Annotated in this window: 25 protein-coding genes; 12 read left to right on the top strand and 13 right to left on the bottom strand. The window is 71.3% G+C overall.

Going from position 1 to position 26,206, the window contains the following annotated elements:
• The first annotated feature begins 4 nt into the window (after nt 1-4).
• Complete coding sequence (locus PV396_RS31690; protein ID WP_319210455.1) at nt 5-937, top strand: M56 family metallopeptidase; 933 nt, start codon at nt 5-7, stop codon at nt 935-937.
• Nucleotides 938-952: 15 nt separating this feature from the next.
• Here the strand turns inward: PV396_RS31690 and meaB are convergent, their stop codons facing one another.
• Genes meaB through PV396_RS31705 form a run of 3 tightly spaced genes read right to left on the bottom strand, consistent with a single transcriptional unit; the run spans nt 953 to nt 5,909 of the window.
• On the bottom strand, nt 953-1,930 hold the full coding sequence (gene meaB / locus PV396_RS31695; protein ID WP_319210456.1) for a methylmalonyl Co-A mutase-associated GTPase MeaB: 978 nt from the start codon (nt 1,928-1,930) through the stop codon (nt 953-955).
• Nucleotides 1,927-4,101: a methylmalonyl-CoA mutase gene (gene scpA / locus PV396_RS31700; protein WP_319210457.1), complete on the bottom strand. Its 2,175-nt coding sequence runs from the start codon at nt 4,099-4,101 to the stop codon at nt 1,927-1,929. Before scpA ends, meaB begins: the two co-directional genes overlap by 4 nt.
• On the bottom strand, nt 4,101-5,909 hold the full coding sequence (locus PV396_RS31705; RefSeq protein ID WP_319210458.1) for a methylmalonyl-CoA mutase family protein: 1,809 nt from the start codon (nt 5,907-5,909) through the stop codon (nt 4,101-4,103). Before PV396_RS31705 ends, scpA begins: the two co-directional genes overlap by 1 nt.
• A gap of 209 nt (nt 5,910-6,118) precedes the next feature.
• Between PV396_RS31705 and PV396_RS31710 the strand changes: the two genes are divergently transcribed.
• From PV396_RS31710 to PV396_RS31720, 3 genes are all read left to right on the top strand, one after another.
• Nucleotides 6,119-6,505 carry a VOC family protein gene (locus tag PV396_RS31710; protein WP_319210647.1) on the top strand — a complete coding sequence of 129 codons (387 nt, stop codon included), beginning with the start codon at nt 6,119-6,121 and terminating at the stop codon, nt 6,503-6,505.
• Nucleotides 6,506-6,574: 69 nt separating this feature from the next.
• Nucleotides 6,575-7,186 (top strand): DinB family protein, encoded by a 612-nt coding sequence (locus PV396_RS31715; RefSeq protein WP_319210460.1) that lies wholly within the window; start codon nt 6,575-6,577, stop codon nt 7,184-7,186.
• Between the two features lie 126 nt (nt 7,187-7,312).
• Nucleotides 7,313-7,795, top strand: a complete 483-nt coding sequence (locus PV396_RS31720; RefSeq protein WP_319210461.1) for a VOC family protein — start codon at nt 7,313-7,315, stop codon at nt 7,793-7,795.
• A 75-nt stretch (nt 7,796-7,870) separates the two neighbouring features.
• On the opposite strand, the gene PV396_RS31725 is transcribed toward PV396_RS31720, so the two are convergent.
• Nucleotides 7,871-8,506 carry a DUF3105 domain-containing protein gene (locus PV396_RS31725; protein WP_319210464.1) on the bottom strand — a complete coding sequence of 212 codons (636 nt, stop codon included), beginning with the start codon at nt 8,504-8,506 and terminating at the stop codon, nt 7,871-7,873.
• Nucleotides 8,507-8,633: 127 nt separating this feature from the next.
• On the bottom strand, nt 8,634-9,029 hold the full coding sequence (locus tag PV396_RS31730; RefSeq protein WP_319210466.1) for a DUF6153 family protein: 396 nt from the start codon (nt 9,027-9,029) through the stop codon (nt 8,634-8,636).
• Nucleotides 9,030-9,232: 203 nt separating this feature from the next.
• On the opposite strand from PV396_RS31730, the gene PV396_RS31735 reads away from it, so the two are divergent.
• From PV396_RS31735 to PV396_RS31755, 5 genes are all read left to right on the top strand, one after another.
• Nucleotides 9,233-10,033, top strand: a complete 801-nt coding sequence (locus PV396_RS31735; protein WP_319210468.1) for a VOC family protein — start codon at nt 9,233-9,235, stop codon at nt 10,031-10,033.
• A gap of 46 nt (nt 10,034-10,079) precedes the next feature.
• Nucleotides 10,080-10,775, top strand: a complete 696-nt coding sequence (locus tag PV396_RS31740) for a ribonuclease H (protein WP_319210470.1) — start codon at nt 10,080-10,082, stop codon at nt 10,773-10,775.
• Nucleotides 10,776-11,009: 234 nt separating this feature from the next.
• The gene (locus PV396_RS31745; RefSeq protein WP_319210471.1) at nt 11,010-12,251 is read left to right on the top strand and encodes an FAD-dependent monooxygenase; all 1,242 of its coding nucleotides are present in this window, start codon (nt 11,010-11,012) and stop codon (nt 12,249-12,251) included.
• A 107-nt stretch (nt 12,252-12,358) separates the two neighbouring features.
• Nucleotides 12,359-13,843, top strand: coding sequence for an MFS transporter (locus PV396_RS31750; RefSeq protein WP_319210472.1), 1,485 nt, complete (start codon nt 12,359-12,361; stop codon nt 13,841-13,843).
• Nucleotides 13,840-14,457, top strand: coding sequence for a TetR family transcriptional regulator (locus PV396_RS31755; protein WP_319210474.1), 618 nt, complete (start codon nt 13,840-13,842; stop codon nt 14,455-14,457). The genes PV396_RS31750 and PV396_RS31755 overlap by 4 nt, the downstream gene beginning before the upstream one ends.
• Before the next feature lie 7 nt (nt 14,458-14,464).
• On the opposite strand, the gene PV396_RS31760 is transcribed toward PV396_RS31755, so the two are convergent.
• Nucleotides 14,465-16,162: a cholesterol oxidase substrate-binding domain-containing protein gene (locus tag PV396_RS31760; RefSeq protein ID WP_319210476.1), complete on the bottom strand. Its 1,698-nt coding sequence runs from the start codon at nt 16,160-16,162 to the stop codon at nt 14,465-14,467.
• A gap of 115 nt (nt 16,163-16,277) precedes the next feature.
• Here PV396_RS31760 and PV396_RS31765 point away from each other — a divergent pair, with 115 nt between their 5' ends.
• Complete coding sequence (locus tag PV396_RS31765; RefSeq protein ID WP_319210478.1) at nt 16,278-17,261, top strand: aldo/keto reductase; 984 nt, start codon at nt 16,278-16,280, stop codon at nt 17,259-17,261.
• A 22-nt stretch (nt 17,262-17,283) separates the two neighbouring features.
• On the opposite strand, the gene PV396_RS31770 is transcribed toward PV396_RS31765, so the two are convergent.
• Nucleotides 17,284-17,631, bottom strand: a complete 348-nt coding sequence (locus PV396_RS31770) for a hypothetical protein (RefSeq protein WP_319210480.1) — start codon at nt 17,629-17,631, stop codon at nt 17,284-17,286.
• 160 nt (nt 17,632-17,791) lie between these two features.
• Between PV396_RS31770 and PV396_RS31775 the strand changes: the two genes are divergently transcribed.
• Nucleotides 17,792-18,292: a DUF6328 family protein gene (locus PV396_RS31775; protein ID WP_319210482.1), complete on the top strand. Its 501-nt coding sequence runs from the start codon at nt 17,792-17,794 to the stop codon at nt 18,290-18,292.
• Here the strand turns inward: PV396_RS31775 and PV396_RS31780 are convergent.
• The 6 genes from PV396_RS31780 to PV396_RS31805 form a co-directional block, all read right to left on the bottom strand.
• The gene (locus tag PV396_RS31780; protein WP_319210484.1) at nt 18,277-18,948 is read right to left on the bottom strand and encodes a DUF2238 domain-containing protein; all 672 of its coding nucleotides are present in this window, start codon (nt 18,946-18,948) and stop codon (nt 18,277-18,279) included. The two genes, PV396_RS31775 and PV396_RS31780, sit on opposite strands and share 16 nt — an antisense overlap.
• A 98-nt stretch (nt 18,949-19,046) precedes the next feature.
• A complete protein-coding gene (locus PV396_RS31785; protein WP_319210649.1) occupies nt 19,047-20,051 on the bottom strand; it encodes a hypothetical protein in 1,005 nt (334 codons plus the stop codon).
• A 295-nt stretch (nt 20,052-20,346) separates the two neighbouring features.
• Nucleotides 20,347-22,026 (bottom strand): protein kinase domain-containing protein, encoded by a 1,680-nt coding sequence (locus PV396_RS31790; protein WP_319210651.1) that lies wholly within the window; start codon nt 22,024-22,026, stop codon nt 20,347-20,349.
• Between the two features lie 218 nt (nt 22,027-22,244).
• On the bottom strand, nt 22,245-23,303 hold the full coding sequence (locus PV396_RS31795; RefSeq protein WP_319210485.1) for a polyprenyl synthetase family protein: 1,059 nt from the start codon (nt 23,301-23,303) through the stop codon (nt 22,245-22,247).
• The gene (locus PV396_RS31800) at nt 23,300-24,346 is read right to left on the bottom strand and encodes a tetratricopeptide repeat protein (RefSeq protein WP_319210487.1); all 1,047 of its coding nucleotides are present in this window, start codon (nt 24,344-24,346) and stop codon (nt 23,300-23,302) included. Before PV396_RS31800 ends, PV396_RS31795 begins: the two co-directional genes overlap by 4 nt.
• Before the next feature lie 184 nt (nt 24,347-24,530).
• Nucleotides 24,531-25,205 (bottom strand): AIM24 family protein, encoded by a 675-nt coding sequence (locus tag PV396_RS31805; protein WP_319210489.1) that lies wholly within the window; start codon nt 25,203-25,205, stop codon nt 24,531-24,533.
• 177 nt (nt 25,206-25,382) lie between these two features.
• Between PV396_RS31805 and PV396_RS31810 the strand changes: the two genes are divergently transcribed.
• Entirely contained in the window at nt 25,383-26,198 is an 816-nt protein-coding gene (locus PV396_RS31810) for an SAM-dependent methyltransferase (RefSeq protein WP_319210491.1), read from the top strand.
• The last annotated feature ends 8 nt before the right edge of the window (nt 26,199-26,206 follow it).

Below are 26,206 nucleotides of genomic sequence, written 5' to 3' on the forward strand. Positions count from 1 at the left end.
CCTCATGGGGGTGTTCGTCTTTCTCCCGCTCGTCCTGCCGCTGACGGCCTGGCCGATCGCCCGCCTGGCCGAACAGCATCTGCATCCGCGTACCGCGACACGGCTGCTCGCCGCGGTCGCGGGCGTGATGGCGGCATGCAGCACGGTGTGTCTCGGCCTGCTGATGGTGGTCGGCACGGCGCAACTGCCCGGCAACCCGCTGCCCGACGGCTGGTCGGACCCGGAGGTGCGCGAGGCCGTGCCGTACGACGAGGTGGCCGGCCGGCTCGCCATTCCGGCGCTGCTCACGGTCCTGGCGGTCTGCGGCCGGACACTGTGGCGGCACGGCCGGGTCCGCCGCCGCGCCCATCGCGTGCTCGCCGGACTGCCCGGCACGGAGGCGGCGGTACTGCCCGACGAACTGCCGTACGCGTACGCGCTGCCCGGCGGCCGACGGGACCGGATCGTGGTGAGCACCGCCCTGCTCGACTGCCTCCAACCGGCTGAGCGGCGCGCCCTGTTCGCCCATGAGCGCGCCCATCTGACGGCCGGACACCACAAGTTCCTGCTCGCCGTCCAACTGGCCGCGCGCGCCAACCCGTTCCTACGGCCCTTGAGTACGGCTGCGCACTACACGGCGGAGCGGTGGGCCGACGAGGACGCCGCCGGGCGGGTCGGCAGCCGGAGGACCGTCGCGCACGCCATCGGCAAGGCGGCCCTCGTGTCCCGGGGCACGCCCGCGCCCACGCCGGCCGGCTTCGCCGCGGCGGGGCCGGTACCGCGCCGGGTGGCGGCGCTGCTCGGCCCGGCACCCGCGGCACGCAGCCGGCCCTCGGTGTTCACCGCGGTGGGCCTGGCGGCCTGGGGCGCGGCGGCGGGCACGGCCGTGTCGGCGATGTCGTCCGCGAACTCGGCCGTGACCATGGTCCTCATCCTGCAGGCCGCCACACCCCTCTGAGGCAGGCCCCGGTCCTCAGCCGCCGCCGAATGCCTTGAGGATGCGCTCGGCGGCGAGTGTGGCCGTCAACTCGCCGTCCCTGACCTGCTGTTCGAGGCCGGGGGCGACGGCGCGCACGGCCTCGTCGGCGTGCAGTCGGCCCAGCAGTTCGTCGCGGACCATCGTCCACGTCCAGTCGACCTGCTGGTCACGGCGTTTGGCTGCCAGGCGGCCGGTCGAGTCGAGCAGGGCGCGATGCTGTTCGAGGCGGTCCCAGACGGCGTCCAGACCGGTCGACTCGCGGGCGCTGCACGTCAGCACGGGCGGAGTCCAGGCCACGTCCTTGCCGTGCATCAGCCGCAGCGCGCCCGCCAACTCCCGTGCCGCTGCCTGGGCGTCGCGTTCGTGCGGGCCGTCCGCCTTGTTGACGGCGAGGACGTCCGCCAGTTCCAGGACGCCCTTCTTGATGCCCTGGAGCTGGTCGCCGGTGCGGGCCAGCGTCAGCAGCAGGAACGAGTCGACCATGTTGGCGACGGCGGTCTCGGACTGGCCGACCCCGACCGTCTCCACCAGCACCACGTCGTAGCCCGCCGCCTCCATGACGACGATCGACTCGCGCGTCGCCTTCGCGACCCCGCCCAGGGTGCCCGCGGTGGGGGAGGGCCGGATGAAGGCGGCCGGGTCCACCGCCAGGCGTTCCATCCGGGTCTTGTCGCCCAGGATCGAACCGCCCGTACGGCTGGACGACGGGTCCACGGCGAGCACCGCCACCCGGTGCCCCAGTCCGGTCAGCATCGTGCCGAACGCGTCGATGAACGTCGACTTCCCGACGCCCGGCACCCCGCTGACCCCGATCCGCCGGGCCCGCCCGCTGTGCGGGAGCAGCTCGGTCAGCAACTCCTGTGCCAGCGCCCGGTGCTGGGGCCGCGTCGACTCGACGAGGGTGATGGCCCGCGCCACGATCGCCCGCTTCCCGCCGAGCACGCCCTTGACGTACGCGTCGAGATCGATCACAGGTCGTGCCCGAGGTCGGCCGAGAGCCGCTGGACGAGGTCGTAGGCCGCGTCCGGGATCACCGTCCCCGGCGGGAACACGGCCGCCGCGCCCATCTCCAGCAGGGTCGGCACGTCCTGCGGCGGGATCACCCCGCCGACGACGATCATGATGTCCTCCCGGCCCTCCGCCGCCAGCTCCTCGCGCAGCGCCGGTACGAGGGTGAGGTGCCCGGCGGCCAGCGAGGACACCCCGACGATGTGGACGTCCGCCTCCACCGCCTGCCGGGCCACCTCACCGGGGGTCTGGAAGAGCGGGCCGACGTCGACGTCGAAGCCGAGGTCGGCGAAGGCGGTGGCGATCACCTTCTGGCCGCGGTCGTGGCCGTCCTGGCCCATCTTGGCGACCAGGATGCGCGGCCGGCGCCCCTCGGCCTCCTCGAAGGCGTCCACCAGGGTGCGGGTGCGGTCGACGGACGGGGACTCGCCTGCTTCGTTGCGGTACACCCCGGCGATCGTACGGATCTGGCCCGCGTGCCGCCCATACACCTTCTCCAGGGCGTCGGAGATCTCCCCGACAGTCGCCTTCGCGCGGGCCGCGTTCACCGCCAGGTCCAGCAGGTTGCCCTCTCCGTCCGCCGCCCGGGTCAGCGCGTCCAGTGCGTCCTGGCAGGCCCGCTCGTCGCGCTCAGCGCGCAGCCGCCGCAGCTTCTCGATCTGCTGGGTGCGTACGGAGGAGTTGTCGACCTTGAGGACGTCGATCTGCTCGTCGGTCTCCACGCGGTACTTGTTGACGCCGATCACCGGCTGGCGCCCCGAGTCGATCCGGGCCTGCGTACGGGCCGCCGCCTCCTCGATGCGCAGCTTCGGGATGCCGGCGTCGATGGCCCTGGCCATGCCGCCCGCCGCCTCGACCTCCTCGATGTGCTGCCAGGCGCGGCGCGCGAGGTCGTACGTCAGCTTCTCGACGTACGCGCTGCCGCCCCACGGGTCGATGACCCGGGTCGTGCCCGACTCCTGCTGGATCAGCAGCTGGGTGTTGCGGGCGATGCGCGCCGAGAAGTCGGTGGGCAGCGCGAGCGCCTCGTCCAGGGCGTTGGTGTGCAGCGACTGGGTGTGGCCCTGGGTGGCCGCCATCGCCTCCACGGCCGTACGTGTCACGTTGTTGAACACGTCCTGCGCGGTCAGCGACCAGCCGGAGGTCTGCGAATGGGTGCGCAGGGAGAGGGACTTGGCGTTCTGCGGGTCGAACTGCTTGACGAGCTTCGCCCACAGCAGGCGTGCCGCGCGCAGCTTGGCGACCTCCATGAAGAAGTTCATGCCGATCGCCCAGAAGAAGGACAGCCGGGGCGCGAACGCGTCGACGTCCAGGCCCGCTTCACGGCCCGCCCGGATGTACTCGACCCCGTCCGCGAGGGTGTACGCCAGCTCCAGGTCGGCCGTCGCACCCGCCTCCTGGATGTGGTAGCCGGAGATGGAGATGGAGTTGTAGCGGGGCATCCGCTGCGAGGTGTAGGAGAAGATGTCGGAGATGATCCGCATCGACGGCTTCGGCGGATAGATGTAGGTGTTGCGGACCATGAACTCCTTGAGGATGTCGTTCTGGATGGTCCCGGCCAGCTTCTCGGGCGGTACGCCCTGTTCCTCCGCCGCGACGATGTAGAGCGCGAGAACGGGCAGCACGGCGCCGTTCATCGTCATCGACACCGACATCTTGTCGAGGGGGATGCCGTCGAAGAGCTGTCGCATGTCGTAGATCGAGTCGATCGCGACGCCCGCCATGCCGACGTCACCGGTCACGCGCGGGTGGTCGCTGTCGTAGCCCCGGTGGGTGGGCAGGTCGAAGGCGACCGACAGGCCCTTCTGGCCGGCCGCGAGGTTGCGGCGGTAGAAGGCGTTCGATTCCTCGGCGGTGGAGAAACCGGCGTACTGGCGGATCGTCCAGGGCTGGTTGACGTACATCGTCGGGTACGGGCCGCGCAGATAGGGCGCCGCGCCCGGGTACGTCTCCAGGAAGTCCAGGCCCTCCAGGTCACGGCCGGTGTAGAGCGGTTTGACCGCGATGCCCTCCGGGGTCTCCCAGAAGGTCTGGTCCGAGCCGGTGGCCGACTTGACGGCCGTACGCCAGTCGCCGGTGTCGGCGTTGGCGGTCGGGGTCCCCAGTTCGATTCCGGAGAAGTCGGGGATTCCCATCAGGACACTCCCATGCGGTCGAGGGTGGCGGAGAGCACGGCGACGGCGTCACAGCCCGCGAAGACATACGCGTCGACGTCCGTGTACTGCCCGGGACGGCCGGCGAGGAACACATGCGAGGCGCCGGCGGCCTTCAGCTCGGCCGCCACGGTCGCGGCCTGTTCCTCGTACAGCGTGTCACTCGAGCAGAGACAGGCCTCGCCGGCGCCGCTCTCCTCGAAGGTGCCCTCCGTGACGGGCTCGATGCCGCCCGCCTGGAAGAGGTTCGAGACGAAGGTCGTGCGGGCACTGTGGGCGGCGGCCGGCCCGATGGTCGCGAGGTAGACGCGCGGCCGGGTCCCGGTGGCGGCGAGGTGGGCGTCGGACCGGGCGCGCAGAGCCTCGTACGCCTCGTCGCGCCGCACCCGGGGAAGTCCTCCGGACGGCGGCTCGGGCGAGGGCTCGCGGTCCGGCAGCCGCTCGGCGAGATTCGGGAACTCGCTGACCCCGGTGATGGGTTCGCGCCGCTTGGCCAGCTTGGCGGAGCGGGCCGCCCAGGTGGTGGCCAGTGCCTCGCCCAGGTTCCCGGAACGAAGGGCGGCGGCCTGGCCACCGAGACCCTCGATCCACTGGAAGAACTCCCAGCCCGCGTGGGCGAGTTCGTCGGTGAGCCGCTCCACGTACCAGGAACCGCCCGCCGGGTCGATCACCCGCGCGAGATGCGATTCCTCGACCAGGATCGTCGAGGTGTTGCGGGCGATCCGGCGGGCGAACGCGTCCGGCAGGCCCAGCGCGTGGTCGAAGGGGAGCACGGTGACCGAGTCGGCGCCGCCGACCCCGGCGGCCAGCGTGGCGATCGTCGTGCGCAGCATGTTCACCCACGGGTCGCGGCGCGACATCATCACCGGCGAGGTCACCGCGTGCTGCACCTGCGCCCCGGCCGTCGGCGCCCCGCACACCTCGGCGACCCGCGCCCACAGCCGCCTGGCCGCACGCAGCTTGGCGATCGTGAGGAACTGGTCGGCGGTGGCCGCGTACCGGAACTCCAGCTGTGCACAGGCCTGTTCGACGGACAGCCCGGCCCCGGTCAGTTCCCTGAGGTAGGCGACCCCGGTCGCCAGGGACGCCCCCAGCTCCTGCGCGGCCGAGCCGCCCGCCTCGTGGTACGGCAGCGCGTCCACGGTCAGCGCACGCAGCCCCGGGTACTCCTCGGCGCTCAGCCGCGCGAGCGCGACGACCGGCGCGAAGTCCAACTCCTCACCCGTACGGGCCTCGTGGCCCAGCGGGTCGCCGCCGAGGTTGCCGCGCGCTGCCTCCCTGGCGATGCCCCGCTCCTCGTACAGCCGCAGCAACTCCCGTGCGGCGGGCTCGACTTCCTCGCCGGCGTCCAGGACGACGGGGGCCAGGTCGAGGTAGACGCCGTCGAGGGCCCGGGCGAGTGAGGACACCGGGATCGCGTCCGGGCCGACGGTCAGCCACAGCGAGGTGACGCCGTTCTCCAGGTCCGCGAGCACCGCGTCGCCGACGAGGGTCGCGTGCCGCTGCCGTACGTCCCAGCCTCCGACGGTGTTCCCCTCGGGGCGTCCACCACGCACGAAGGGGGCGAAGCCGGGGAATCCGGGGTCGGGAGCGTCGTCGTGCGCCGTGTAGAGGGGGCGGGTGGTGAGCCCGTCCTCCAGCGCGGTGGACAGCGCGTCCTCCGCTGTCGCCGCGGAGACCTCCTTGCCCGATTTGCGCAGGACGCCCTCCACCAGGCGCTGCCACTGCTCATGGGGCGTGGAAGGGAACTCGGCGGCCAGCGAGAGCCCGTCGTTGGGCAGGACTGTCATGCCCGGATGCTAGGCCAGTAAGGTCCGGCGACAGCAGAGCCCCCGCCTGTGACCTTGACCTCGGCCGAACTGTGACCCCGGCCTCATGGCGGTTCACCCATACCGCTGGGCGAGTCAATGGGGCGCCGCAGCGCGGGGACAACCCCGGAATGCCAGGCTGGGGTGTCACCATCGGCTTCGCCGGACTCGTACTCAACGGAGAGCACACCATGAGGATTCACCTGACCAGCGTCTTCGTCGACGACCAGGACAAGGCCCTGCGCTTCTACACGGACGTGCTGGGCTTCGTGAAGAAGACCGAGGTACCGCTCGGCGCGGACCGGTGGCTGACCGTGGTCTCGCCCGAGGATCCCGACGGGACCGAACTGCTGCTGGAGCCCTCCGGTCATCCCGCGGTGAAGCCGTACCGGGACGCGCTGATCAAGGACGGGATCCCGGCGACCGCCTTCGCGGTGGACGACGTACACGCGGAGTACGACCGACTGCGCGGTCTGGGCGTGCGGTTCATCCAGGAGCCGCGGGAAATGGGCCCGGTCACCATCGCCGTGCTGGACGACACCTGCGGCAACCTGATCCAGATCGTGCACCAGGCGTAGCGGGAGCCGAGCGAGCGCCGGCCCGATATTCGGTGGCGGCCGGTGTCGCCGCGCGCGACGATGCCCCCCATGGACTCGCGTGCGCACGACAACGGGACAACGGCGACTCGGTGGACGGTCGCGACCGTCTATGACGACATGTGGGTCGACCCGGACGACGACCCGCGTGAGACCGACACCGAGATCGTCGACGAACGCGGCACGCTGCTCGAAGGCCTGCGCCACTACCGCCTCACCGTGGAGATGAAGTGCGCCGGTCTGGACGCCGAGCAGATGGCCCGGCGTTCCGTGCCGCCGTCCACGATGTCCCTGCTCGGGCTGGTGCGGCACCTGACCGAGGACGAGCGGCACTTCCGCCGGGTCATGGCCGGCGAGGACGCGCCCAAGCTGTACCGCACCGACGACGACCGTGACGGCGACTGGAACGGCGCGGTGGCCGATCCCCAGGTCGTGGAGGACGCCTGGCGACAGTGGCGGGAGGAGACGGAACGCACCGACCGGTTCATCGCGAGCGTCGCCGACCTCGGCACCACGAACGCCGGCTTCTCCGACTTCGGCGCCGAGCACGGTGGACAGATCCAGCTGCGCGACGTCCTGGCGGCGCACGTCAACGAGTACGCGCGGCACTGCGGCCACGCCGATCTCCTCCGCGAGTGCATCGACGGCCGAGTGGGCCAGTGACCGCCGCCTGACCGGAGGGATGGGCCGACTGGAGGACCGGCGGAGAAACTCGTCGCGCCGCCGATGAGTTTCCGCCCGAGGATCGGTCGAAAGAGGCGACAGCGTTCCCCGCTCCAGGAGGTACTCATGACCACCGACGGATTCACCACGTGTCTCTGGTTCGACGGCCAGGCCGAGGAAGCAGCCCACTACTATGTCTCGGTCTTCAAGAACTCGAAGCTCGGCAGGATCGGCTACTACAACGAGGCCGGTCCCGCCCCCGCCGGCGACGTGCTGGCCGTCGACTTCGTGGCCAACGGCCAGAAGTTCGTCGCCCTGAACGGCGGCCCGCAGTTCAAGTTCAGCGAGGCCGTCTCCTTCCAGATCTACTGCGCGGACCAGGAAGAGGTCGACCACTACTGGGCCAAGCTCACCGAGGGCGGCGGCGAGGGCGGCCCCTGCGGCTGGCTCAAGGACAAGTACGGACTGTCCTGGCAGGTCATCCCGGACGGCCTGATCGAGATGATCAGCGACCCCGACCCGGAGAAGGCCGTCCGCACCACCAAGGCCATGTATGCGATGGGCAAGCTGGACATCGCCGCCCTGAAGAAGGCGTACGCGGGGGAGTAGGGCCCGTGCGGTCACGTGAACGCGGGCGCCGGTGGCGGGGTCGTCCGTACGAACGCCCCGCCGCCGGCGCTCGGTTCACGGCGTCATGCCGTTGGTGCAGGAGGCACCGGGCTCGGGCGTCTGCTCGCCCTGGACGTACTTGTCGAGGAACTTGGCGACCTTCGGGTCAGACGCCTTGTCCACCTTGAGCTGGTGCTCCCAGGCACTCAGCACGATCGGCGACGACTGGTCCTCGTACGGGCTCATGAAGGTGTACGCCGTGTTGGTCACCTTCTCGGAGAGCGCCTCGACGTCCGCCTTGGCCGCCTTGTCGTTGTACGTGATCCAGACGGCGCCGTGCTCGAGGGCGTGCACGGCGTTCTCGTTGGGGACCGCCTTGGTGTAGACCTGTCGGTCGCAGTTCACCCACACCTGGTTGTGGTCGCCGCCCACGGGCGGGCTCATCTTGTAGGTGACGGCCGTGGTGACGTGGTTCTGGGTGAGCTTGGACCAGGTCTTCACGCCGGCGATCGGCGCGGCCTTGGCCTCCTCCTTCTCCTGGGCGGAGTCGACGAGATACCAGCCGCCGCCGGCCAGGCCGACGAGTATGACGGCGGTCGCGCCGAGCGTGAGCAGCCGCATACGGCGCTCACGGGCCTGCTCGACCTTGCGCAGTTCCTCCATGTGGGCGCGGCGGGCCGCGGTCTTCGCCTTGGCGTTGGATGTACCCATGGGATGTCCTTCTCCGGGCCATGCCCGTTGTCGGGCACGGCACTGCAAGCTGGGGTGACGGTCGGGGCCGTGGCCGGGCGGAGCCGGGCCGGCGGATCGGGCCGTGGAGCGTGGGCCCGGTCGGCGTCTAGACCCTGAGCAGTTGCAGTTCGTGGAGATCGGGAGGGCGGGTGGCGCCCGGGATCCGCGACGGGCCGAGTGGCAGCCGCGCGGGGTCGGTGCCCGGCTGGTCCACCGCGGCGGCCCGGTCCGCGCCGATGACGGGCGCGTGGCTGAGGACCCCGTGGTGCCCGGGGGTGTGACAGCCGTGGTGCGGGCCCTCCTGGCAGGGGTCCCGGTCGGCGATGTGCACGGCGTGCACCGAGGCCGAGGCCGAGCCCGAGGGTCCGGTGTCCGGGGAGGGCAGGGCACCGGCGCAGGAGAACACGAACGTCGCGAGGACCAGGAGCAGGACGCCCAGCAGATGCGGGAGACCGCCGCGGGCATGCCGCGTCGCGAGGCGACGCACCCGTGCAGCGGACATCCGGACACCTGGAGGTAGGGGAGAGGGCGAGGAGAGATGAGCGCCGATGAAATTATCAGACCGCAAGGGTGTGCTAATGCCGTGCCCTCGATGCCCACGCGTCGCACCAGCGTCGGCGTTCGGCGCGCGTCCCGGACAAAGCCTGGCTAGCGTGAGGATCCGGACAACCCGACGAGAGTGACGAGACCGGAGAGGCCGAAGCCATGGCCGTGCAACCTGAGGGAACCCCCTGTTGGGCCGACGCGATGTTCAGTGACGTCGAGGGAGCCAAGAGCTTCTACGGCGAGGTGCTGGGCTGGACCTTCGGCGAGTCGTCGTCGGAGTACGGCAACTACACACAGGCGTACGCCGACGGCAAGGCGGTCGCGGCCGTCGTCCCGCCCATGCCGGGCCAGGAGGGACAGTCGGCATGGTGCCTCTATCTCGCCTCGCCGGACGCCGCCGCCACCGCCACCAAGATCCGCGACAACGGCGGCGAACTGCTCATGGAACCCATGCAGGTGGGCGACTTCGGCACCATGTGCCTGGCCCGCGACCCCAGTGGTGCCGTCTTCGGGGTCTGGCAGGCCGGCACCCACGAAGGCTTCGAAGCGGGGCCGGACCAGCCCGGTGCCTACTGCTGGGCCGAGGTCTTCACCCGCGACGCCGACAAGTCGGACACCTTCTTCCCGGCCGTCTTCGGCTACTCGGCGAAGCAGATGCAGGACGACGCCATCGACTTCCGGATGTACAACCTGGGCGAGCAGACCGTCCTCGGGCGGATGCGGATGACGGACGACTTCCCGCCCGAGATGCCGCCGTACATCAACGTGTACTTCAGCGTCGTCAACTGCGACGAAGCCGTTGCCACGGCCACCGAACTCGGCGGTGTACTGCGCTTCGGGCCCATGGACAGCCCGTTCGGCCGGTTCGCCGCGCTGAGCGATCCACAGGGCGCCAACTTCTCCGTCATCGACATCACGACCACGGCCGGCGAGATGCCCAAGTCGGCGGACGTGGACTGAGATCGGGCCCCGGTAACGGCGGGCGGGCGTCCGGTCCGCGCATGGCATGATCGAGCGCATGCGTGAACGAGTGGTGGCCGCGTGCGACGGGGCGTCGAAGGGAAATCCGGGACCGGCGGGCTGGGCCTGGGTGGTCGCAGACAGCTCGGAGAGCCCCAGCCGCTGGGAGGCCGGGCCGCTCGGCAGAGCCACCAACAACGTCGCCGAACTCACCGCGCTGGAACGGCTGTTGACGGCCGTCGCGCCGGACGTGCCGCTGGAGATCCGGATGGACTCCCAGTACGCGATGAAGGCCGTCACCACCTGGCTGCCCGGGTGGAAGCGAAAGGGCTGGAAGACGGCCGCCGGTAAACCGGTCGCCAACCAGGAGCTCGTCGTCCGCATCGACGAGCTCCTCGACGGGCGCTCGGTCGAGTTCCGCTATGTGCCTGCCCATCAGGTCGACGGGGACAAGCTGAACGACTTCGCCGACCGGGCTGCCAGTCAGGCCGCGATCGTGCAGGAGCCTGCGGGTAGTGAGCTGGGGTCTCCGCAGCCTCCGGCTGCGCCGGACAGTCCGCGTTCCGCCTCCGCGAAGGCCTCCGGCGGGAAGGGGGGCCGGGCGCGGGGTGGGAACTCCGGCCGCACCCTGAAGGCGAAGTTCGCCGGCCGGTGTGTGTGCGGGCGGTCGTATGCGGCCGGGGAGACCATTGCGAAGAACGCGCAGGGGTGGGGGCATCCGGAGTGTCGTAGCGTCTCGTAGCGGTTTGCCGGCGGCGCCGTTTCGTGGTGCGGGCCGGTGGGGGGTTTTGCGCAGTTCCCCGCGCCCCTGAGAGGTCGTGGTTCCTCGCGTTCTGGGTGGCTGCGGGGCGGTGGGGGCTTGGCGCGCAGTTCCCCGCGCCCCTGCGAGCCCGGCTGCGGGGCGGCGCTTGGCGTGCTCGCGGACTGCTACTCTCCGACGCTAAATGACCACCTTCTGTAATCGCTAGGGGTGTGTGTGAAGGTCGCCTGTGTGGGAGGCGGGCCTGCCGGCCTGTATCTCTCGATTCTGATGAAGCTGCGGGATCCGTCCCACGACATCACCGTGTACGAGCGCGACCCGGCGGGCTCGACCTACGGCTGGGGTGTCACCTACTGGCGCGGACTGCTCGACAAGCTCCAGGAGCACGACCCCGAGTCCGCGCGGGCCATCGCCGACGCCTCGGTGTCCTGGGACCACGGAGTCGCCCACGTGGGCGACAGCGCGACCCGGCACCCCGGTGACGAGGGCTTCGGCATCGGCCGGCACAGGCTCCTCGAGATCCTGGCCGACCGGGCCCGGCAGCTCGGCGTACGGCTGGAGTTCGAGCACGGGATCACCGGGGCCGAGGAGCTGGTCGGCGCCGACCTGGTCGTGGCCGCCGACGGCGTCAACAGCGTGCTGCGCGAACAGCACACCGAACACTTCGGCGCGGGCCTGCGCGCCGGGCGCAACCGGTACATCTGGCTCGGCACCACCAAGGTCTTCGACGCCTTCACCTTCGGCTTCAAGGAGACGGAGCACGGCTGGATCTGGTGCTACGGCTACGGCTACAGCAAGGACCACAGCACCTGCGTCGTCGAGTGCGCCCCCGAGACCTGGAGCGGGCTCGGCCTCGACCGGGCGAACGAGGCCGACGGCCTGGCCGCCCTCGAGAAGATCTTCGGCGACCTGCTGGACGGCCACCCCCTGATCGGCAGGTCCTCCGCCGACGGCGCCGCCCAGTGGCTCAACTTCCGCACCCTCACCAACCGCACCTGGCACCACGGCAACCTCGTCCTGCTCGGCGACGCCGCCCACACCACCCACTACTCCATCGGCGCCGGCACCACACTCGCGCTCGAGGACGCCATCGCCCTGGCCGAAGCGCTCCACGCACACCCCGGACTCCCCGAGGCGCTCACCGCCTACGAGGAGCGGCGCAAGTCCGAACTGCTCTCCATTCAGAGCGCGGCCCGCTACAGCGCCCAGTGGTACGAGAATTTGCCGCGCTACATCCGGCTGCCCCCGGCCCGGATGTTCGCCCTGCTCGGCCAGCGCCATTCTCCCCTGCTGCCCTATGTGCCGCCCCAGCTCTACTACGGCATCGACCGGGCGGCGGGGCGCCTCGAAGCGCTGCGCCGGTTCAAGCGGTGGCTCGGGCCGAAACTCGCGCGCACCGCGCAGACGCGGGTGCTGGCCTCCCGTACCCGGGAAGATGCCGAGGTCTCCGGAAAATAGCCTGGTCATGGCACGGTGGTATTGGGTGAATGGCGATTCACCGCTATGGTGAATCGCCATTCACCCATATTATTTGTCGCGCAGAGCGGCCGGCCGCTGGAGTACCGATGGACCAGCCTGTCCCGATGTCCGACCACCCGTCGGCCGCGCGGCCCCTGCGCGACCGTATGACCGTGCCGGCGCTCGCGTTCGGCGGAATGCTCATGGCGGTCATGCAGACCGTGGTCGTCCCGCTGCTGCCCGACCTGCCCCGGCTGACCGGTGCCTCGCCCGGCGCGGTCTCCTGGATGGTGACCGCGACCCTGCTCTCCGGTGCCGTCCTCACCCCCGTGCTGGGCCGCGCCGGGGACATGTACGGCAAACGGAGAGTGCTGATCGCGGCCCTCGGGGTGATGGTCCTCGGCTCGGTCATGTGCGCCCTGTCCTCCGACATCGGCGTACTCGTCACGGCACGCGCGCTGCAGGGCGCCGCGTCCGCCGTCGTACCCCTGTCCATCAGCATTCTGCGCGACGAACTGCCATCGGAGCGCACCGGAAGCGCGGTCGCGCTGATGAGCGCCACCCTCGGAATCGGCGCATCCCTGGGGCTGCCGCTCGCCGCGCTGGTCGTCCAGTACTCCGACTGGCACGTCATGTTCTGGGTGACCGCCGGCCTCGGCGCGGCAGGCGTGGCGGCGGTGTGGTGGGCGGTGCGCGAGTCGCCCGTCCGGGAGCCGGGGCGCTTCGACCTCGTGGGCGCGCTGGGGCTGGCTGTCGGGCTGGTGTGTCTGCTGCTCGGGATTGTCGAGGGCGGCGAGTGGGGGTGGGGAGGTGCGCGCGTCCTGGGGCTGTTCCTCGGCGCGGTCGCCGTACTCGGCCTGTGGTGGTGGCAGCAGTTGCACACCCGACAGCCGCTGGTCGACCTGCGGTTGGTGGCCCGGCCCCGGGTCGGCCTGTCCCATGTCGCCGCCCTGCTGACCGGGTTCGCCTTCTACTCCAACACCCTGGTGACGGCCCAGCTGGTGCAGGCCCCCGAGGCCACCGGGTACGGGCTCGGCCTGTCCATCGTCGAGACGGGTCTCGTCCTGCTGCCCGGCGGCATCGCCATGCTGCTGTTCTCGTCCGTCTCCGCGCGCGTATCGGCGGCGTTCGGGCCACGCGTCACCCTGGTCGTCGGTACGTCGGTCATCGCGCTCGGCTATGTGGTGCGCATCGCCGACAGCCGCGAACTGTGGATGATCATCGTGGGTGCCGCGGTCGTCTCCGTGGGTACCACCCTCGCCTACTCGGCGCTGCCCATGCTGATCCTGGGGGCCGTACCGCCCGGCCAGACGGCCTCCGCCAACGGAGTGAACGTACTGATGCGCACGATCGGCCAGGCCATGTGCAGCGCGGCGGTGGTCGCCGTGCCGGTACGCCACACCAGTCCGGTGGACGGCACCGCCGTGCCCACCCTGCACGGCTACCTGCTCGCCTTCGCGATGGCGGGCGCCGTCGCCCTGCTGGCCTGCACGGCGGCCCTGACCATCCCCGGCGACCCGGCAGCCGACGGCACCCGGCGCACCCGCGGCCGCACAGCGGGGACGCGGGGCGGGGTGATGGAGGGAGCATGAGCACCGTGCACACACCACCGCCGACCGACGCCGACACCCAGCCGACCCCTGCCCAGGAGGCCCCGGCCGCGCGCCGGGACGCCGAGCAGACGAAGGCCGCCATCCTGCGCGCCGCCCGGCATCTGCTCGCCCGTCACGCCCAGGCCGACATCACGCTCAAGACGGTCGCCGACCGCGCCGGGGTCAGCCCTCCGCTGATCCTCAAGTACTTCGGCAACAAGGACGCGCTCTTCGCCCGCGTGATGTCCTTCGCCCAGGACGCCGACGGCCTCCTCGACGCGCCCCTGGACGACCTCGGCCGCCACATGGTCCGCCATCTCCTCACCGGCCAGACCGAGCGCGGCGCCGACCCGGTCCTGCGGATCGTGTTCGCCCCCTTCCAGGGCGACCGGGGCGACATCATGCGCGCCAACTTCCGCACCCAGGTGAGTGATCGCCTCGCCGCCCGTCTCACCGGCCCCGACCCGGGCCTGCGGGCCGAACTGGCCGTCGCCACCCTGCTCGGCCTGGGCGTCATGTACGGCATCGCCCGCGGAACACATCTGCGGGAGGCGACGATCGACGACATCGTGGACCGGTACGCCCCCACCGTGCAGGCCCTGCTCACCCCCTGACGGGGTCTCAGCGCAGCAGCCGGTCGAGGAACGCGTTCTTGAACACACCGTGCGGGTCGAGCCGGTCGAGGGTTCCGACGGCCTCCTGCCACACAGCGGGGCCGTACGAAGCCGGTACCGCCGTACCGATGACCTCCGCGTCGCTCCACCCCGCCGTCTCCGTGTACGCCCAACCCTTGGACCACTCGACCCGGGTCAGCGCGTGCCCGCCGTCGTACGTCCCGAGCAGGAACTGTTCGAGTTCCCGGAAGAAGGCCTCCGCGTACGGCGTCCCGGGCAGCGTCAGTACGTCCAGCCAGACCGCCGTGTCCCACTCGGGGTGCCCCTCGACCGGGCGCGGCGCGGACAGCAGCGGGGCACGGGCGCCGGCCGCGTCGGAGTCCGCCGGGCGGTCCAGGCCGGTGGCGCGGATCTCGACGGTGCCGTTGACCGGGAAGCGGCCCAGGGCGGCGTACGCGGCGAGGCGTTCCCGGTAGAACGCGGTGAACTCGGCGATGACACGCTGCACCTGGGCCCGGCCGGTCAGCACCGCGTACCCGTTCGCGGCGACCCGCAGAGTCGTCGGTCTGACGTACAGCAGCGTGTTCTTCGACGGCCCCCAGATGTCCGCCGACAGCGTCGTGACGAGCCCGAGCGAGGCCACGTCCAGCTGCGTGTTGCCGAGCACCGGAGCGAGGTACCAGGCCCCGTCGGACAGGATCCGCCCGACGAGGTCGGCCACCACGGTCGGGACGTTGTCGGAGAACGGGTAGTTGTACGGCGACGAAACGCGCCGCGAGGTCAGCGGCTTGTCCGGCGCGACGCTCCACACCTTCAGCCAGGGGAACTCGGTGAAGGCGAACCAGATCGTCTCGACCCTCCCCGCCTCGTCCAGGAAGCTCGCGAAGGTGCGCCCACCGGACCCGCTGCCGGGTGCCGCGAACAGTTCGGCCGCCGAGATGTCCGTACGGCTGAGGCAGCGCAGGTTCGTGTTGGCCCCCACCCGCAGGACTACCTCGACGACCAGGGACCGGCCCAGGTGGGTGAGGAGCGCCGCGCAGTCCGCCTCGTCGCGGTCGAACGTCCGCAGTACGTAGGCGCCGGAGCCCTCGTCCCACACGACCGCCGTCAGCGACAGCACGAGGTTGCTCAGCGAGCCGTACGTGTGCCCGGGCAGCAGGGTCTCCCCGTCGGCCGGTACGGACGTGCCGTGGGCGTCGACGGCCAGGGCGCCGCCCAGGGTGAGGTCACCGGGCGCGGGCGCGTTGGTCACCCCGAGTCCGTGCTGCTCCAGGTAGGTGAGCAGGGCCTCCAGGGTGACTCCGGTACCGGCGCGCACAGCGGCGGGGCCGGTGGACTCCAGGGCGAGGCCGGTGAGATGGGGAGCGGTGTCGACGATCAGCACGGGCGCGTCGGCCTCCGTACCCTCCGTGATCGTCAGGGGCGACCAGCCGTGCGCGGAACCCCGGGCGCGAACCGTCCAGCCGTGCCGCCAGGCCCAGTTGACGACCTCGACCACCTGGCCGGGGCCGGCCGGCGCGCAGGCCCAGAGCCCGTCGGCGGTGATCTCGCCGACCCAGTTGCGGTAGCCGGAGCGGTAGGGCGTGACGTCGGCCGGGAAGTCGGGAAGCTCGGCGGCGGCGACGGCCGGGTCGGCCGCGATCGCCACGAGGGCGAGGGAGGCCGCGCCGAGCAGGAATCCGCGGCGCGCCAGATGATCAGTCATCCGGTCACGCTAAAGGGTGAATGACGCGCATTGGTTGACGCCTGCATTGACTCACTCGTTCGGGTGACGCATGGCCCTGTCTGCGGGCCGGTCGGACGGATGAAAGACTGACGCCATGGACGAGCGTGTAATCGGTAGGTCGGGTCAGCGGGCGTCGGTCATCGGCCTCGGAACGTGGCAGTTGGGCGCCGACTGGGGCGACGTGGAGGACAAGGACGCCCTCGCGGTGCTGGACGCGGCGGTCGAAGCGGGAGTGACCTTCTTCGACACCGCCGACGTGTACGGCGACGGGCGCAGCGAACAGACCATCGCCGCCTTCCTGCGTGGCAGGCCCGAGCTGGACGTACTGGTCGCGACCAAGATGGGCCGCCGGCTCGAGCAGCTCCCGGAGAACTACGTCCTCGACAACTTCCGTGCCTGGAACGACCGTTCGCGGCGCAACCTCGGCGTCGACCGGATCGACCTGGTCCAGCTGCACTGCCCGCCGACCCCGGTCTACTCCTCCGACGAGGTCTACGACGCCCTGGACACCCTGGTCGCCGAGGGGCGCATCGCGCGTTACGGCGTCAGCGTCGAGACCTGCGAGGAGGCGCTGACCGCGATCGCCCGGCCGGGCGTCACCAGCGTGCAGATCATCCTCAACGCGTTCCGCATGAAGCCCCTGGCCGAGGTGCTCCCCGCCGCCGAGAAGGCGGGTGTCGGCATCATCGCCCGCGTCCCGCTCGCCTCGGGCCTGCTGTCGGGCAAGTACACCAAGGACACGGTGTTCCCCGAGAACGACCACCGCACCTACAACCGTCACGGAGAGTCCTTCGACCAGGGCGAGACCTTCTCCGGCGTCGACTACGCGACCGGTGTGGAGGCGGCGGCGGAGTTCTCGGCGCTCGCCCCCGAGGGGTACACGCCGGCCCAGCTGGCCCTGCGCTGGATCGCCCAGCAGCCGGGCGTGACCACGGTGATCCCGGGCGCCCGCTCGGCCGAGCAGGCCCGCGCCAACGCGGCGACCGCCGCCCTGCCGCCGCTGTCGGCGGAGACGCTCACCGCGATCCAGGACCTCTACGACCGCCGGATCAAGGCACAGGTGGAAACCCGCTGGTAGTCAGCGCACTGACGTACGCCTCTCACGGCTCCAGGAGCAGCTGGTGTTCCTGTTCCTGGTCGCCGGAGGCACTGCCCCGGTCATGGGCGGTGAAGGTGCCGGTGAGGGTGGCGTCCGCGCAGCGCACGGCCGCAGGTGTGCCCTGCACGGTGACCATCACGGGCGCCGACAACTGTTCCCTCTTGGGCTGACCGGGCGTGAGCGTCTCCGTACCGACCGTGAACGCGGCCGTGTGCACCGTCGAGTGTCCGTCGTCGTCCCCGGGGAACTCGTCGGCGGGGCCGAAGACCGACTCCAGGGCCCGGACGACCGTCTGTGCGTCGGCGGCGTTGCCGCCGCTGACCGTGAGGGTGAGCTGTGTGCCGGACATGGCCGGACCTCCCTGTTCGCCGTGGCCGCGGTGGTGGTCTCCGGGTAGCCACGGTTCCGATCACTCAAACAAACCCGTCGGGTCAGGATCTGATCGGTTTCGCCGTGACGGGGAACCCGTAATCGGACCAGGACATGCGGGTGAGTGGCCGGGAGGAGACATGGTGGACACCGACGGCGGGGCCGGCACGCGCGAACGCGGGCGCACGGAGACCGAGGACGAGCGGGCCGACCGTATGTGGGGCGAGCTCATCCAGGAGGTGCGCGTCGCCCAGACGGGGGTGCAGATCCTCTTCGGCTTCCTGCTGACCGTGGTCTTCACCCCGAGGTACCCGCAGCTGGACGAGACGGAACACGCGATCTACATCATCACCGTGGTGCTGGGTTCCGCCGCGACCGGTGCCCTGATCGGGCCGGTCTCCCTGCACCGGATCGTCTCCGGCCGCCGGGTGAAACCCGAGGCCGTGCGCTGGGCCAGCCGTCTGACCTTCGTCGGCCTGGTGCTGCTGCTCGCCACGATGACGGCCGCGCTGCTCCTGGTCCTCCGGGTGGCCACCCACGACGCGTACGTGCCCTGGCTCGTCGCGGGTGTCGTCGCCTGGTACCTGGCCTGCTGGTTCGTCCTGCCGCTGTGGACGCGCCGCCGCTACACCGAGGACTGAGCGCGCAACGCCGCGAGCTGCCGGTCGTGGACGCGGCTCAGCACGAGCAGGGAGACGCTCGCCCCGATCAGCGCGCAGAACATGTCCCACTGGGTGTCCCACACATCGCCCTGCGTGGCCAGGAAGTCGTCGGCCGCCGCGCCGCCGATCACGGCCGCCGCCCACTCGAACATCTCGAACACCGCGCTGAAGGCCAGACAGGCGCACACCGTCAGGGGGGCGAGCCAGCGGCTGCCGCGCAGCGGTGACGTACGGCTCAGCAGCTCCCGTACGAGCAGGGCCGGCACGAAGCCCTGCATGAGGTGGCCGAGCCGGTCGTACGGATTGCGGTCGAGGCCGAACGTGTCGCGCGCCCAGTCGCCCAGCGGGACCTGCGCGTAGGTGTAGTGGCCGCCCACCATCAGGACGAGGGCGTGCAGCGCGAGCAGACAGCACAGGAGGTTCGTGAGCGGGAAGCGCCGCCAGGTCAGCACGATCACGGGCAGCCCGATCAGGATCCAGACCGTCTCCAGGAACCAGGTCATCAGATCGTGCGGCTGCCACACCGAGACCGCGAGCGCGACGGCCACCAGCCCGGCCAGCAGCACGGGAAGGTGCCGCCGCGGGGCCTCGGTGGCCGTCGGGAGGGCGCTGGTGAGGTGGTCGACTGCGGGCATCGGAACGCTCCTTGTGGTGGGAGCATCATCGTGGCGGAGCGTTCCGACCCCGGGCATGAGTACCTGTACTCAGCGCGGGGCGCCCGTGTGCTCAGCCGTCACGTGGACGAGGTGTTTGCCCCGCGCAGTGCCGTGATGCAGGAGGCGATGGCCTCCTGGAGCTCCTCCAGCTGCTGGACCATCTCGTCCTCGGCGAACTCCTGGACGTCGTCGAAGGTCAGCTCCTCGAACGCCTTCGTCGCCTTGGTCAGGCTGCTGTAGAACTTCGTCCGCCGTTCCTGGACGCGCAGTTCGGGGTCGGCCTCGACGGCCTCGACGACCAGGTTCTTGAGGGTGCCGTAGGCCTCGGTCGCCCACTCGCCGGTGTCCTCGTCCTCGTCCAGTTCGTCGAGGAGGGACAGATGCCGTTCGGCCTCCTGGCGCAGATCGAGGGGCGCCTCGATGGTCTGCCCGGCAGGCGTCTTCACCTGGCCGGACTCGGCGATCTGGCGGACGTATCCGACGCGGTCGGCCGACCGGGACTCGGTGGCCACCGCCTTCTTCAGATCGTCGGTGCGGACGATGTCACGCGCCAACTCGGCCTGGAGATCCGGGTCTTCCTTGATCCGGTCGAGCAGTGCGTGCCGGGCGGCACGGGCGGTCGAGGGGTCGGCCATGATCGCGGCCCGCAGGGCGGTGGGGTTCTCCGCGACCTCCAGCGCCTTGGTCGGCCGGATGCCCTCGGCCTCGGCGGCCTCCGAAATGGCGGCGCCGCGCTCCGAGCCGGCGCTGGAACGTGAGCTGTAGTAGGTGAGCCACAGGTCGGCGCCCGGGAGTTCGACCTCCTGGCCCGGGACCAGCGCCTCGAAGTGCGGGACCACACCGTCGTCGGCGGCCTTGTCCCAGGCCTTGTAGTAACGCATGACGCGCTCGGGCGAGCAGTCGGCGAGCGCCGCGAACTCCTTGGCGGAGACCTTCGGCGTCTCACCGGCGGGCTGACCGCCGGGCCGCACGCTCCGCGCCACCATCAGCCCGAAAGTCCACCCTCCCGTCCGCGCGTAGACGCCGAACTCCCGCGCGTCACGCGCCACGAGCGGCGACACGTCGGCGGAGACCTCGGCGATCTCGTCGCCGGATTCGTCGCCGGGTTCGTCGCCGGGTTCGTCGCTGAGTGCGTCGACGGGCTCGGCGGACGGCTCGGACCACTCGGACCCGTCGAATTCCTCGGACAGGGCGATCGCTACGGTCACAGGTGACTCTCCCAGGGGTGGCTGGACGGACGGCGAAGGTGCAGACAGGCAGCCTATATGCGGGCATTGACGTCACTTTGACAGACCGGGCCCTGCCCGGATCCCGGTCTGTCACCGCATCCGTACGCCCGGTGGTCGACACGTGTACCCGCCCATGGCTGTACGCGCATCACTCTCTGAAGGTGCGGAAGAAGGCGTCCAGCGCCTGCTTGTTGGCGGTGGACTCCCAGTCCGCGGCGGGTGTCGTCCAGCGCAGCGAGAAGCCCGTGTTCTCGCCGATGAGGAAGCCACGGCCGAGCGTACGTATCCGGGTGCCGTCGAAGTCGGACAGCCACTCCATGTCGGCCCCCCTGTGCCCGCGAAAGGTCGTCGCCCGGATCGCGCCGATCCGCTGGAAGCCGATGCCCGCCCGGCTCAGGACCGGCTCGACGTCGTCGCGCCACACGGCCACCGGGTCCGAGCGAAGCCGCTGGCTGTAGGTGACGGTCAGGGTCCGCGGGTCGCCGGCGGCGCCGAACACGATGCGGTAGGCGACGTTGCCGGGGGAGACGTCCTCGCTCAGCCGCTTCCACCCCTGGGGAAGGGCGACGGAGAAACCCTCGGGGGCCTGGTAGACCCTGAACCCGGCGGGCAGCGCCTCGGCGGTGCCGCCACCGGCCGGGGGGGTGGGCGTGGGTTTCGCCGACGGCGGCACCGACGGGGGCGGCGGGGCCGGCGCCGAGGGGGAGACGCTGGGCCGGACGGTCTCCTCCGGGACGGGGGTGTTCTGGTCGGCGGAGGGGAGGGAAGGGACCGGGTCGGGCGGCGCGACGGCCGACGGGGTGGTGTCCGCACCGGACGCCGAGGCGTCGATGCCGGGCAGGTTGTCCGTCGTGGCGAGGACGGCGACGGTGACGACGGCCAGAGCGGTTCCGGCGAGCACGAGCTTGCGGGTGGCCCTGCGGTTCCAGGTCCCGCCGCCGAGCCGCCCGGCGCCCTCTCCCGCGGCGGCGCCGCGCAGCCGGACGGTGGGCACCGCCGCGTCCGAGGTGTCCGGCTCGTCCCTGATGACACGGAGCAGGGCGTCCCGTGCCACCGGAGCGGTCAGCCGTTCCCGGGCGTTCTTGCGCAGCAGCCCCTGGATGACCTGGGTGAGCGGCCCGGCCCGCACCGGGCTGCGCAGCGGCAGCCGGTCCACCGCCCGGAGCGTGGCGTCGGGCCGCCCCCGGTCACGGAACGGGGGCCGCCCCTCGGCCATCGCGTACAGGAGCGCGCCCAGCGCCCACAGGTCGTCCGACGGCTCGGCGCGCGCCCCGTGGGCCTGTTCCGGCGAGGCGTACGACGGCGCGCCGACCCGGGACACGGACGTGGCCCCCGCCAGGCCGAAACCGGTCACCACGACCGGGCCCTGGTCCCGCACGAACACCTGGCCGGGACTGAGTTCGGCGTGCACGATGCCCTCGCGGTGTGCTCCCTCCAGGACGTCGAGCACCTCGAGCGCGATGCGCGCCGCCCGCACGTAGTTGAACGTCCCCTGCCGTTCGAGGAGTTCACTGAGCGGCGTGCCGTCGATCCATTCGGCGACCGTCCACAGGGTGCCGAACTCCTCGAGGACGTCGATCACGACGCCCACCCGGCCCGGCAGGACCAGCCCGAGGATCTCGGAGGCGCGCATCACCCGGGCGATGGTGCGGCGCGCGGTCTGTTCCCGGGGGTCGGGAGGGAGCTGGATCTGGGTGAGGACGACCGGGCGCTCCGATGCGGTGTCCTCGCCGGCCCAGGAGACCCGGTTCGTTTCGCGATGGACGACATCGAGGAGTCGGTACCTTCCGGCCACCAACTCATGTGTGGAGACGTGCGCCTTGACCATGGCCATCCCTCGCTGAACCCCTGGCTCTCACCTTTTGGCTCTCACCTTTCCCAGAGGTACGAGGGGTGTGAGGGGGTCTGTTCAAATATTCCGCAACTCCTGGGCCCGGTTCTCCTTTTATTCATCTGCGCAGGGCAGGTGTGCGAAGAAATGGGTGCATTCCCTGGTCCTGCCGTGACGGCCCGCACACGATCTCCCCGCCGGATCTCTCCTTCCGGCTACAGCTCGCGGCGCGCCAGGAAGCCCAGCAGGGCCCGCAGTTCGCCGACCGCAGGCCCCGCCAGGGGCAGGTCGTCCAGGCCGCGTTCGACCGCAGCGAGGTGCCGACGGGCCTGGGCGAGGGTCGCCGTACGGCCGCCCGCCTCGCTGACGAGCGCCGCCGCCCGGCGCGCCACCGCCGCGTCGGGCGCGTCGACGGACTCCAGCAGCTCGGCGAGCCGCCGGGCGGCCGGCACCGGCGCGTCGAGCGCGGCCAGTACCGGGTACGACTTCTTGCGCTCCCGGAGATCGCCGTGGACGGGCTTGCCGGTCACGGCCGGGTCGCCCCAGACGCCCAGCACGTCGTCGGCCATCTGGAAGGCGGCACCGGCATGCCGTCCCACCCGCTCCAGCGCCGCCGTCGTGGCCGGCGGGGCGCCACCCAGCGCGGCTCCCAACGAGAGCGCGCAGCCGAGGAGGGCGCCCGTCTTGCGCTCGGCCATCCTCCGGTACTCCTCGGGCCGCACCCGCTCGGGCCCGGTCCACGGCCGGGAGGTGAACAACAGGTCGTCGGCCTGCCCGGCCACCACGTCCGTCAGCGCCGCCGACAGCAGCCGCATCCCCGCCGGTCCGCCCGGTGTCCGCGCGAGCGTCTCGACGGCCAGTGCGAACAGGGCGTCACCCGCGAGCACGGCCGGGCCGGTCCCGTACGCCCGCCACACCGTAGGGCGGCGGCGCCGGGTCGGGTCGCCGTCCATGATGTCGTCGTGCAGCAGCGAGAAGGTGTGCACCAGCTCCACCGCGACCGCCGCCGCGACCCCGGCCCGCGCGGGCGCCCCGGCCGCCTCCGCACCGAGCACGGCCAGCGCCTGCCGTACGCCCTTGCCGCCGGACGCGTCGACGGGCGCACCGCCCACCTCGCACCAGCCGAAGGAGTACGCGGCCATCTCGCCCAGCCATGGATGCAACCGACCGACGGCCTCGGTGAGCGCCGGCCGCACCAGGTCACGGCACCGGTCGAGGACTTGGGGCACAGAGGGGGCCGCCGGTGCCAGCGACCTCGAACCGGGAGGCGTCATCGTGCGGCCTCCGGGTCCGTGCCGAGGCCCAGTTCGCTCTCCGCCCGCGCCACCATCGCACGGGCGTGCCGCAGCCCGATGCGCTCCAACTCGTGTGCCAGTTCCCTCAGTTCAGCGGCCGTCTCGGTGCGGTCGCGGCCCAGGCGGGCCAGCGACTTCGCCAGTCCCAGACGGGACAGCGCCTCGCCGCGCGGCTCACTCATGGCCTGGAACTCGGCCAGGGCCTGGAGATACAGGTCGCGCGCCTCGGTGTAACGCCCGGCCCGGTAGAGAACGTTGCCACGCATCTTGTGGTTGTAGGCGAGCGCGCTGGACAGGTTCATCGCCGTGCAGCTCTCCTCCGCCTCCGAGAGCAGCGCGAGGGCGCGTTCCGTGTCCCCGTCGATTACGGACACGAGGTCGGCGAGCCCGCGCAGGGCCCAGGCGTGACCACGCCGGTCGTCGGCCCGCGCGGCGATCTCGGCCGCCTCCTCGAACAGGGCGTACGCGGTGTCGTACGAGCCGGTGTTGCGGTGCATCTGCGCGATGCCCTCCAGTGCCCACACGGTGTGCCGCGCCTCACCGCGCTTGCGTGCCTCGGCGAGCAACTGCTCGTGCAGCAGGCCGACCGCCTCGTAGTCGCCCTGGATGCGGCCGGTCTCGGCCAGACCCGCGAGCGAGTAGCCGCGTACGACGATGTCGCCGCCGCGCTCGCCGAGTTCGGCGGCGAGTTCCAGCAGCCGCCGGGCCAGTCTGAACGCGCCGCGCTGCCGGGCGAGTGTGCCGCCGCTCCACAGCGCCCACGCCATCGCCGCGGTGTCCCCGTCCGCCCGGGCCGCGCGGTAACTCGCCTTCCAGGCCAGGTCGGCGTCGCCGATGTGCCCGAGCCGCCGGTGCGCCTCCGCGACCGCGAGTCCCGAACGGGCCGCCTCCGCGCGCCGCCCGGCCCGCTTCGCGGCCGCTAACTGCTCGGTGCCCGCGGCGAGTACGTCGACCAGGGAGGAGTTCACCGAGAGGCCGGTGAGCGCGCCCTGGTACTCCGGGGCGAATGCCTTGCCGTACATGTGACCCTTTCGGTATACGCTGGGCGTATACACGGTGTGTATAGTGCGCCGAAAGTTCGCCCCGGCCGGTCGGGCCGGGGCGGCGCCTCGTTGTTCTTTGGTGTCGTCGATCAAGACGGCGGGGACGGCCGCGAGGTTGCCTGTGCGGCGCAGATCACGTTCCGGAAAGCGGGCCGCAGTGGTGTCAGTTCTGCGGCTTCTGCGCGGTCGCCTCGCTCGGCCGCACGACGACGACCCCCTCGCCCTGCAGCATCAGTTGGACGGCCTCGCCGGAGCCGCCGCGGAGCATCGAGCCGAAGGACTGCGAACGGTGCAGCGACGTCTGGAGACTCGCCGTCCAGCCGACGACGGCGTCCGTGTCGACGTACACCGGATACTGCGGCGAGACCGGGATCACCAGCGGGTTGCCCTCGCACATCAGCCCCAGCCGCCCCTGCCCGGTGAAGACGCTGTTGAACAGGCCCGCGCCGCTCGCCCCCGCCCCCTTCACAGTCTTGATCTCGTACGCCAGTGACGCGTCGAAGCACAGCACGTTGCGGCCGTTGACCGTGAAGACGTCACCCGGGTCGATCTCGACGACGAAGCAGTTCTGCGCCTCGTGCGCGAACCATGCCTCGCCCTGACCGCGCACCGTCATCAGGGGCAGTCCCTCGCCCGTGACCGCACGCTTCAGCATGCCGCCGACGCCCTGTCCCTTGCGCTCGAACTGCAGGTCGCCGCGGAAGGCGATCATCGAGCCCTGCCGGGCGAACATCTCGCCGTTGACCACGTACTTGATGGACTTGGCGTTCTCGACGGTCATCCCGGGCGCCGTGGCCGGCTGCACCATGTACTCACTGGAAAAGAGGTCACCCTTCATGCGGGCATCGTGTCCCGGAGGGTGCCGCTCCGCCAAGGGAGCGCGCGGAAGGCGAGGCCCCCGGCGGAAGGAGGCCGAAAAGGGCGCCCTTGTGTCCGGACCTCCGTCGTCGGCGACGCCGGTGACGCTAAGTTGAACGGCACGGTCAACTACGTATCCCCACAAGGAGGTTGCCCGGTGACGCAGGACTCGTCCGGCCCCGGCACACAGACGCCGGAGAAGATCGACACGACAGTGCCGCACTCGGCCAGGATCTGGAACTACTGGCTCGGCGGCAAGGACAACTACCCGGTCGACCACCAGGCGGGCGACGCCTTCCGCGAGATCTTCCCCGGCATCAACGACCTGGCGCGCGACTCCCGCGCCTTCCTCGGCCGGGCCGTACGCCACCTCGCCGGCGAGGCCGGAATCCGGCAGTTCCTCGACATCGGCACGGGCCTGCCCACGGCGGACAACACTCACGAGATCGCCCAAAGCGTGGCCCCCGGCGCCCGCATCGTCTACGTGGACAACGATCCGCTGGTCCTGACCCACGCGGAGGCCCTCCTCACCAGCTCACCCGAGGGCGTGACGGACTATGTCGACGCCGACCTGCACAACCCCGTCGCCGTCCTGCGGGAAGCGGCCCGGACCCTGGACCTCAGCCGGCCGGTCGCCCTGACACTGATGCAGGTCAGCGGGCACATCGCCGACTACGACGAGGCGCGGGCCATCGTCCGGGAGCTGCTGGACGCCCTGCCGTCGGGCAGCTACTTCGCGTTCAACGACAGCGTGGACACCAACAGGGCCAACGCCGCGGCGACCCGGCTCTACAACGAGAGCGGCGCCGTCCCCTACTACCTGAGGAGCCCGGCGGAACTCGCCGGCTTCTTCGACGGCCTGGAGCTGCTCGCCCCCGGCGTCGTCCCCATCACCGACTGGCGCCCCGATCCCGGGACGGCGACCGCGACCGGCGAGGTGATCGCCCTGGGCGGCGTCGCACGCAAGCCGTAGCCGGGCAG

Origin of the sequence: Streptomyces sp. ME02-8801-2C, assembly GCF_033793965.1 — a bacterium.
Taxonomy (GTDB): Bacteria; Actinomycetota; Actinomycetes; order Streptomycetales; family Streptomycetaceae; genus Streptomyces.

Excerpts from the sequence above, each read along its gene's own strand:
- PV396_RS31690 (WP_319210455.1), top strand. The coding sequence starts at position 5 with ATGGGGGTGTTCGTCTTTCTCCCGCTCGTCCTGCCGCTGACGGCCTGG.
- scpA (WP_319210457.1), bottom strand. The coding sequence starts at position 4,101 with ATGGGAATCCCCGACTTCTCCGGAATCGAACTGGGGACCCCGACCGCC.
- PV396_RS31705 (WP_319210458.1), bottom strand. The coding sequence starts at position 5,909 with ATGACAGTCCTGCCCAACGACGGGCTCTCGCTGGCCGCCGAGTTCCCT.
- PV396_RS31710 (WP_319210647.1), top strand. The coding sequence starts at position 6,119 with ATGAGGATTCACCTGACCAGCGTCTTCGTCGACGACCAGGACAAGGCC.
- PV396_RS31715 (WP_319210460.1), top strand. The coding sequence starts at position 6,575 with ATGGACTCGCGTGCGCACGACAACGGGACAACGGCGACTCGGTGGACG.
- PV396_RS31720 (WP_319210461.1), top strand. The coding sequence starts at position 7,313 with ATGACCACCGACGGATTCACCACGTGTCTCTGGTTCGACGGCCAGGCC.
- PV396_RS31725 (WP_319210464.1), bottom strand. The coding sequence starts at position 8,506 with ATGGGTACATCCAACGCCAAGGCGAAGACCGCGGCCCGCCGCGCCCAC.
- PV396_RS31730 (WP_319210466.1), bottom strand. The coding sequence starts at position 9,029 with ATGTCCGCTGCACGGGTGCGTCGCCTCGCGACGCGGCATGCCCGCGGC.
- PV396_RS31735 (WP_319210468.1), top strand. The coding sequence starts at position 9,233 with ATGGCCGTGCAACCTGAGGGAACCCCCTGTTGGGCCGACGCGATGTTC.
- PV396_RS31740 (WP_319210470.1), top strand. The coding sequence starts at position 10,080 with ATGATCGAGCGCATGCGTGAACGAGTGGTGGCCGCGTGCGACGGGGCG.
- PV396_RS31750 (WP_319210472.1), top strand. The coding sequence starts at position 12,359 with ATGGACCAGCCTGTCCCGATGTCCGACCACCCGTCGGCCGCGCGGCCC.
- PV396_RS31755 (WP_319210474.1), top strand. The coding sequence starts at position 13,840 with ATGAGCACCGTGCACACACCACCGCCGACCGACGCCGACACCCAGCCG.
- PV396_RS31760 (WP_319210476.1), bottom strand. The coding sequence starts at position 16,162 with ATGACTGATCATCTGGCGCGCCGCGGATTCCTGCTCGGCGCGGCCTCC.
- PV396_RS31765 (WP_319210478.1), top strand. The coding sequence starts at position 16,278 with ATGGACGAGCGTGTAATCGGTAGGTCGGGTCAGCGGGCGTCGGTCATC.
- PV396_RS31770 (WP_319210480.1), bottom strand. The coding sequence starts at position 17,631 with ATGTCCGGCACACAGCTCACCCTCACGGTCAGCGGCGGCAACGCCGCC.
- PV396_RS31775 (WP_319210482.1), top strand. The coding sequence starts at position 17,792 with ATGGTGGACACCGACGGCGGGGCCGGCACGCGCGAACGCGGGCGCACG.
- PV396_RS31780 (WP_319210484.1), bottom strand. The coding sequence starts at position 18,948 with ATGCCCGCAGTCGACCACCTCACCAGCGCCCTCCCGACGGCCACCGAG.
- PV396_RS31790 (WP_319210651.1), bottom strand. The coding sequence starts at position 22,026 with ATGGTCAAGGCGCACGTCTCCACACATGAGTTGGTGGCCGGAAGGTAC.
- PV396_RS31795 (WP_319210485.1), bottom strand. The coding sequence starts at position 23,303 with ATGACGCCTCCCGGTTCGAGGTCGCTGGCACCGGCGGCCCCCTCTGTG.
- PV396_RS31800 (WP_319210487.1), bottom strand. The coding sequence starts at position 24,346 with ATGTACGGCAAGGCATTCGCCCCGGAGTACCAGGGCGCGCTCACCGGC.
- PV396_RS31805 (WP_319210489.1), bottom strand. The coding sequence starts at position 25,205 with ATGAAGGGTGACCTCTTTTCCAGTGAGTACATGGTGCAGCCGGCCACG.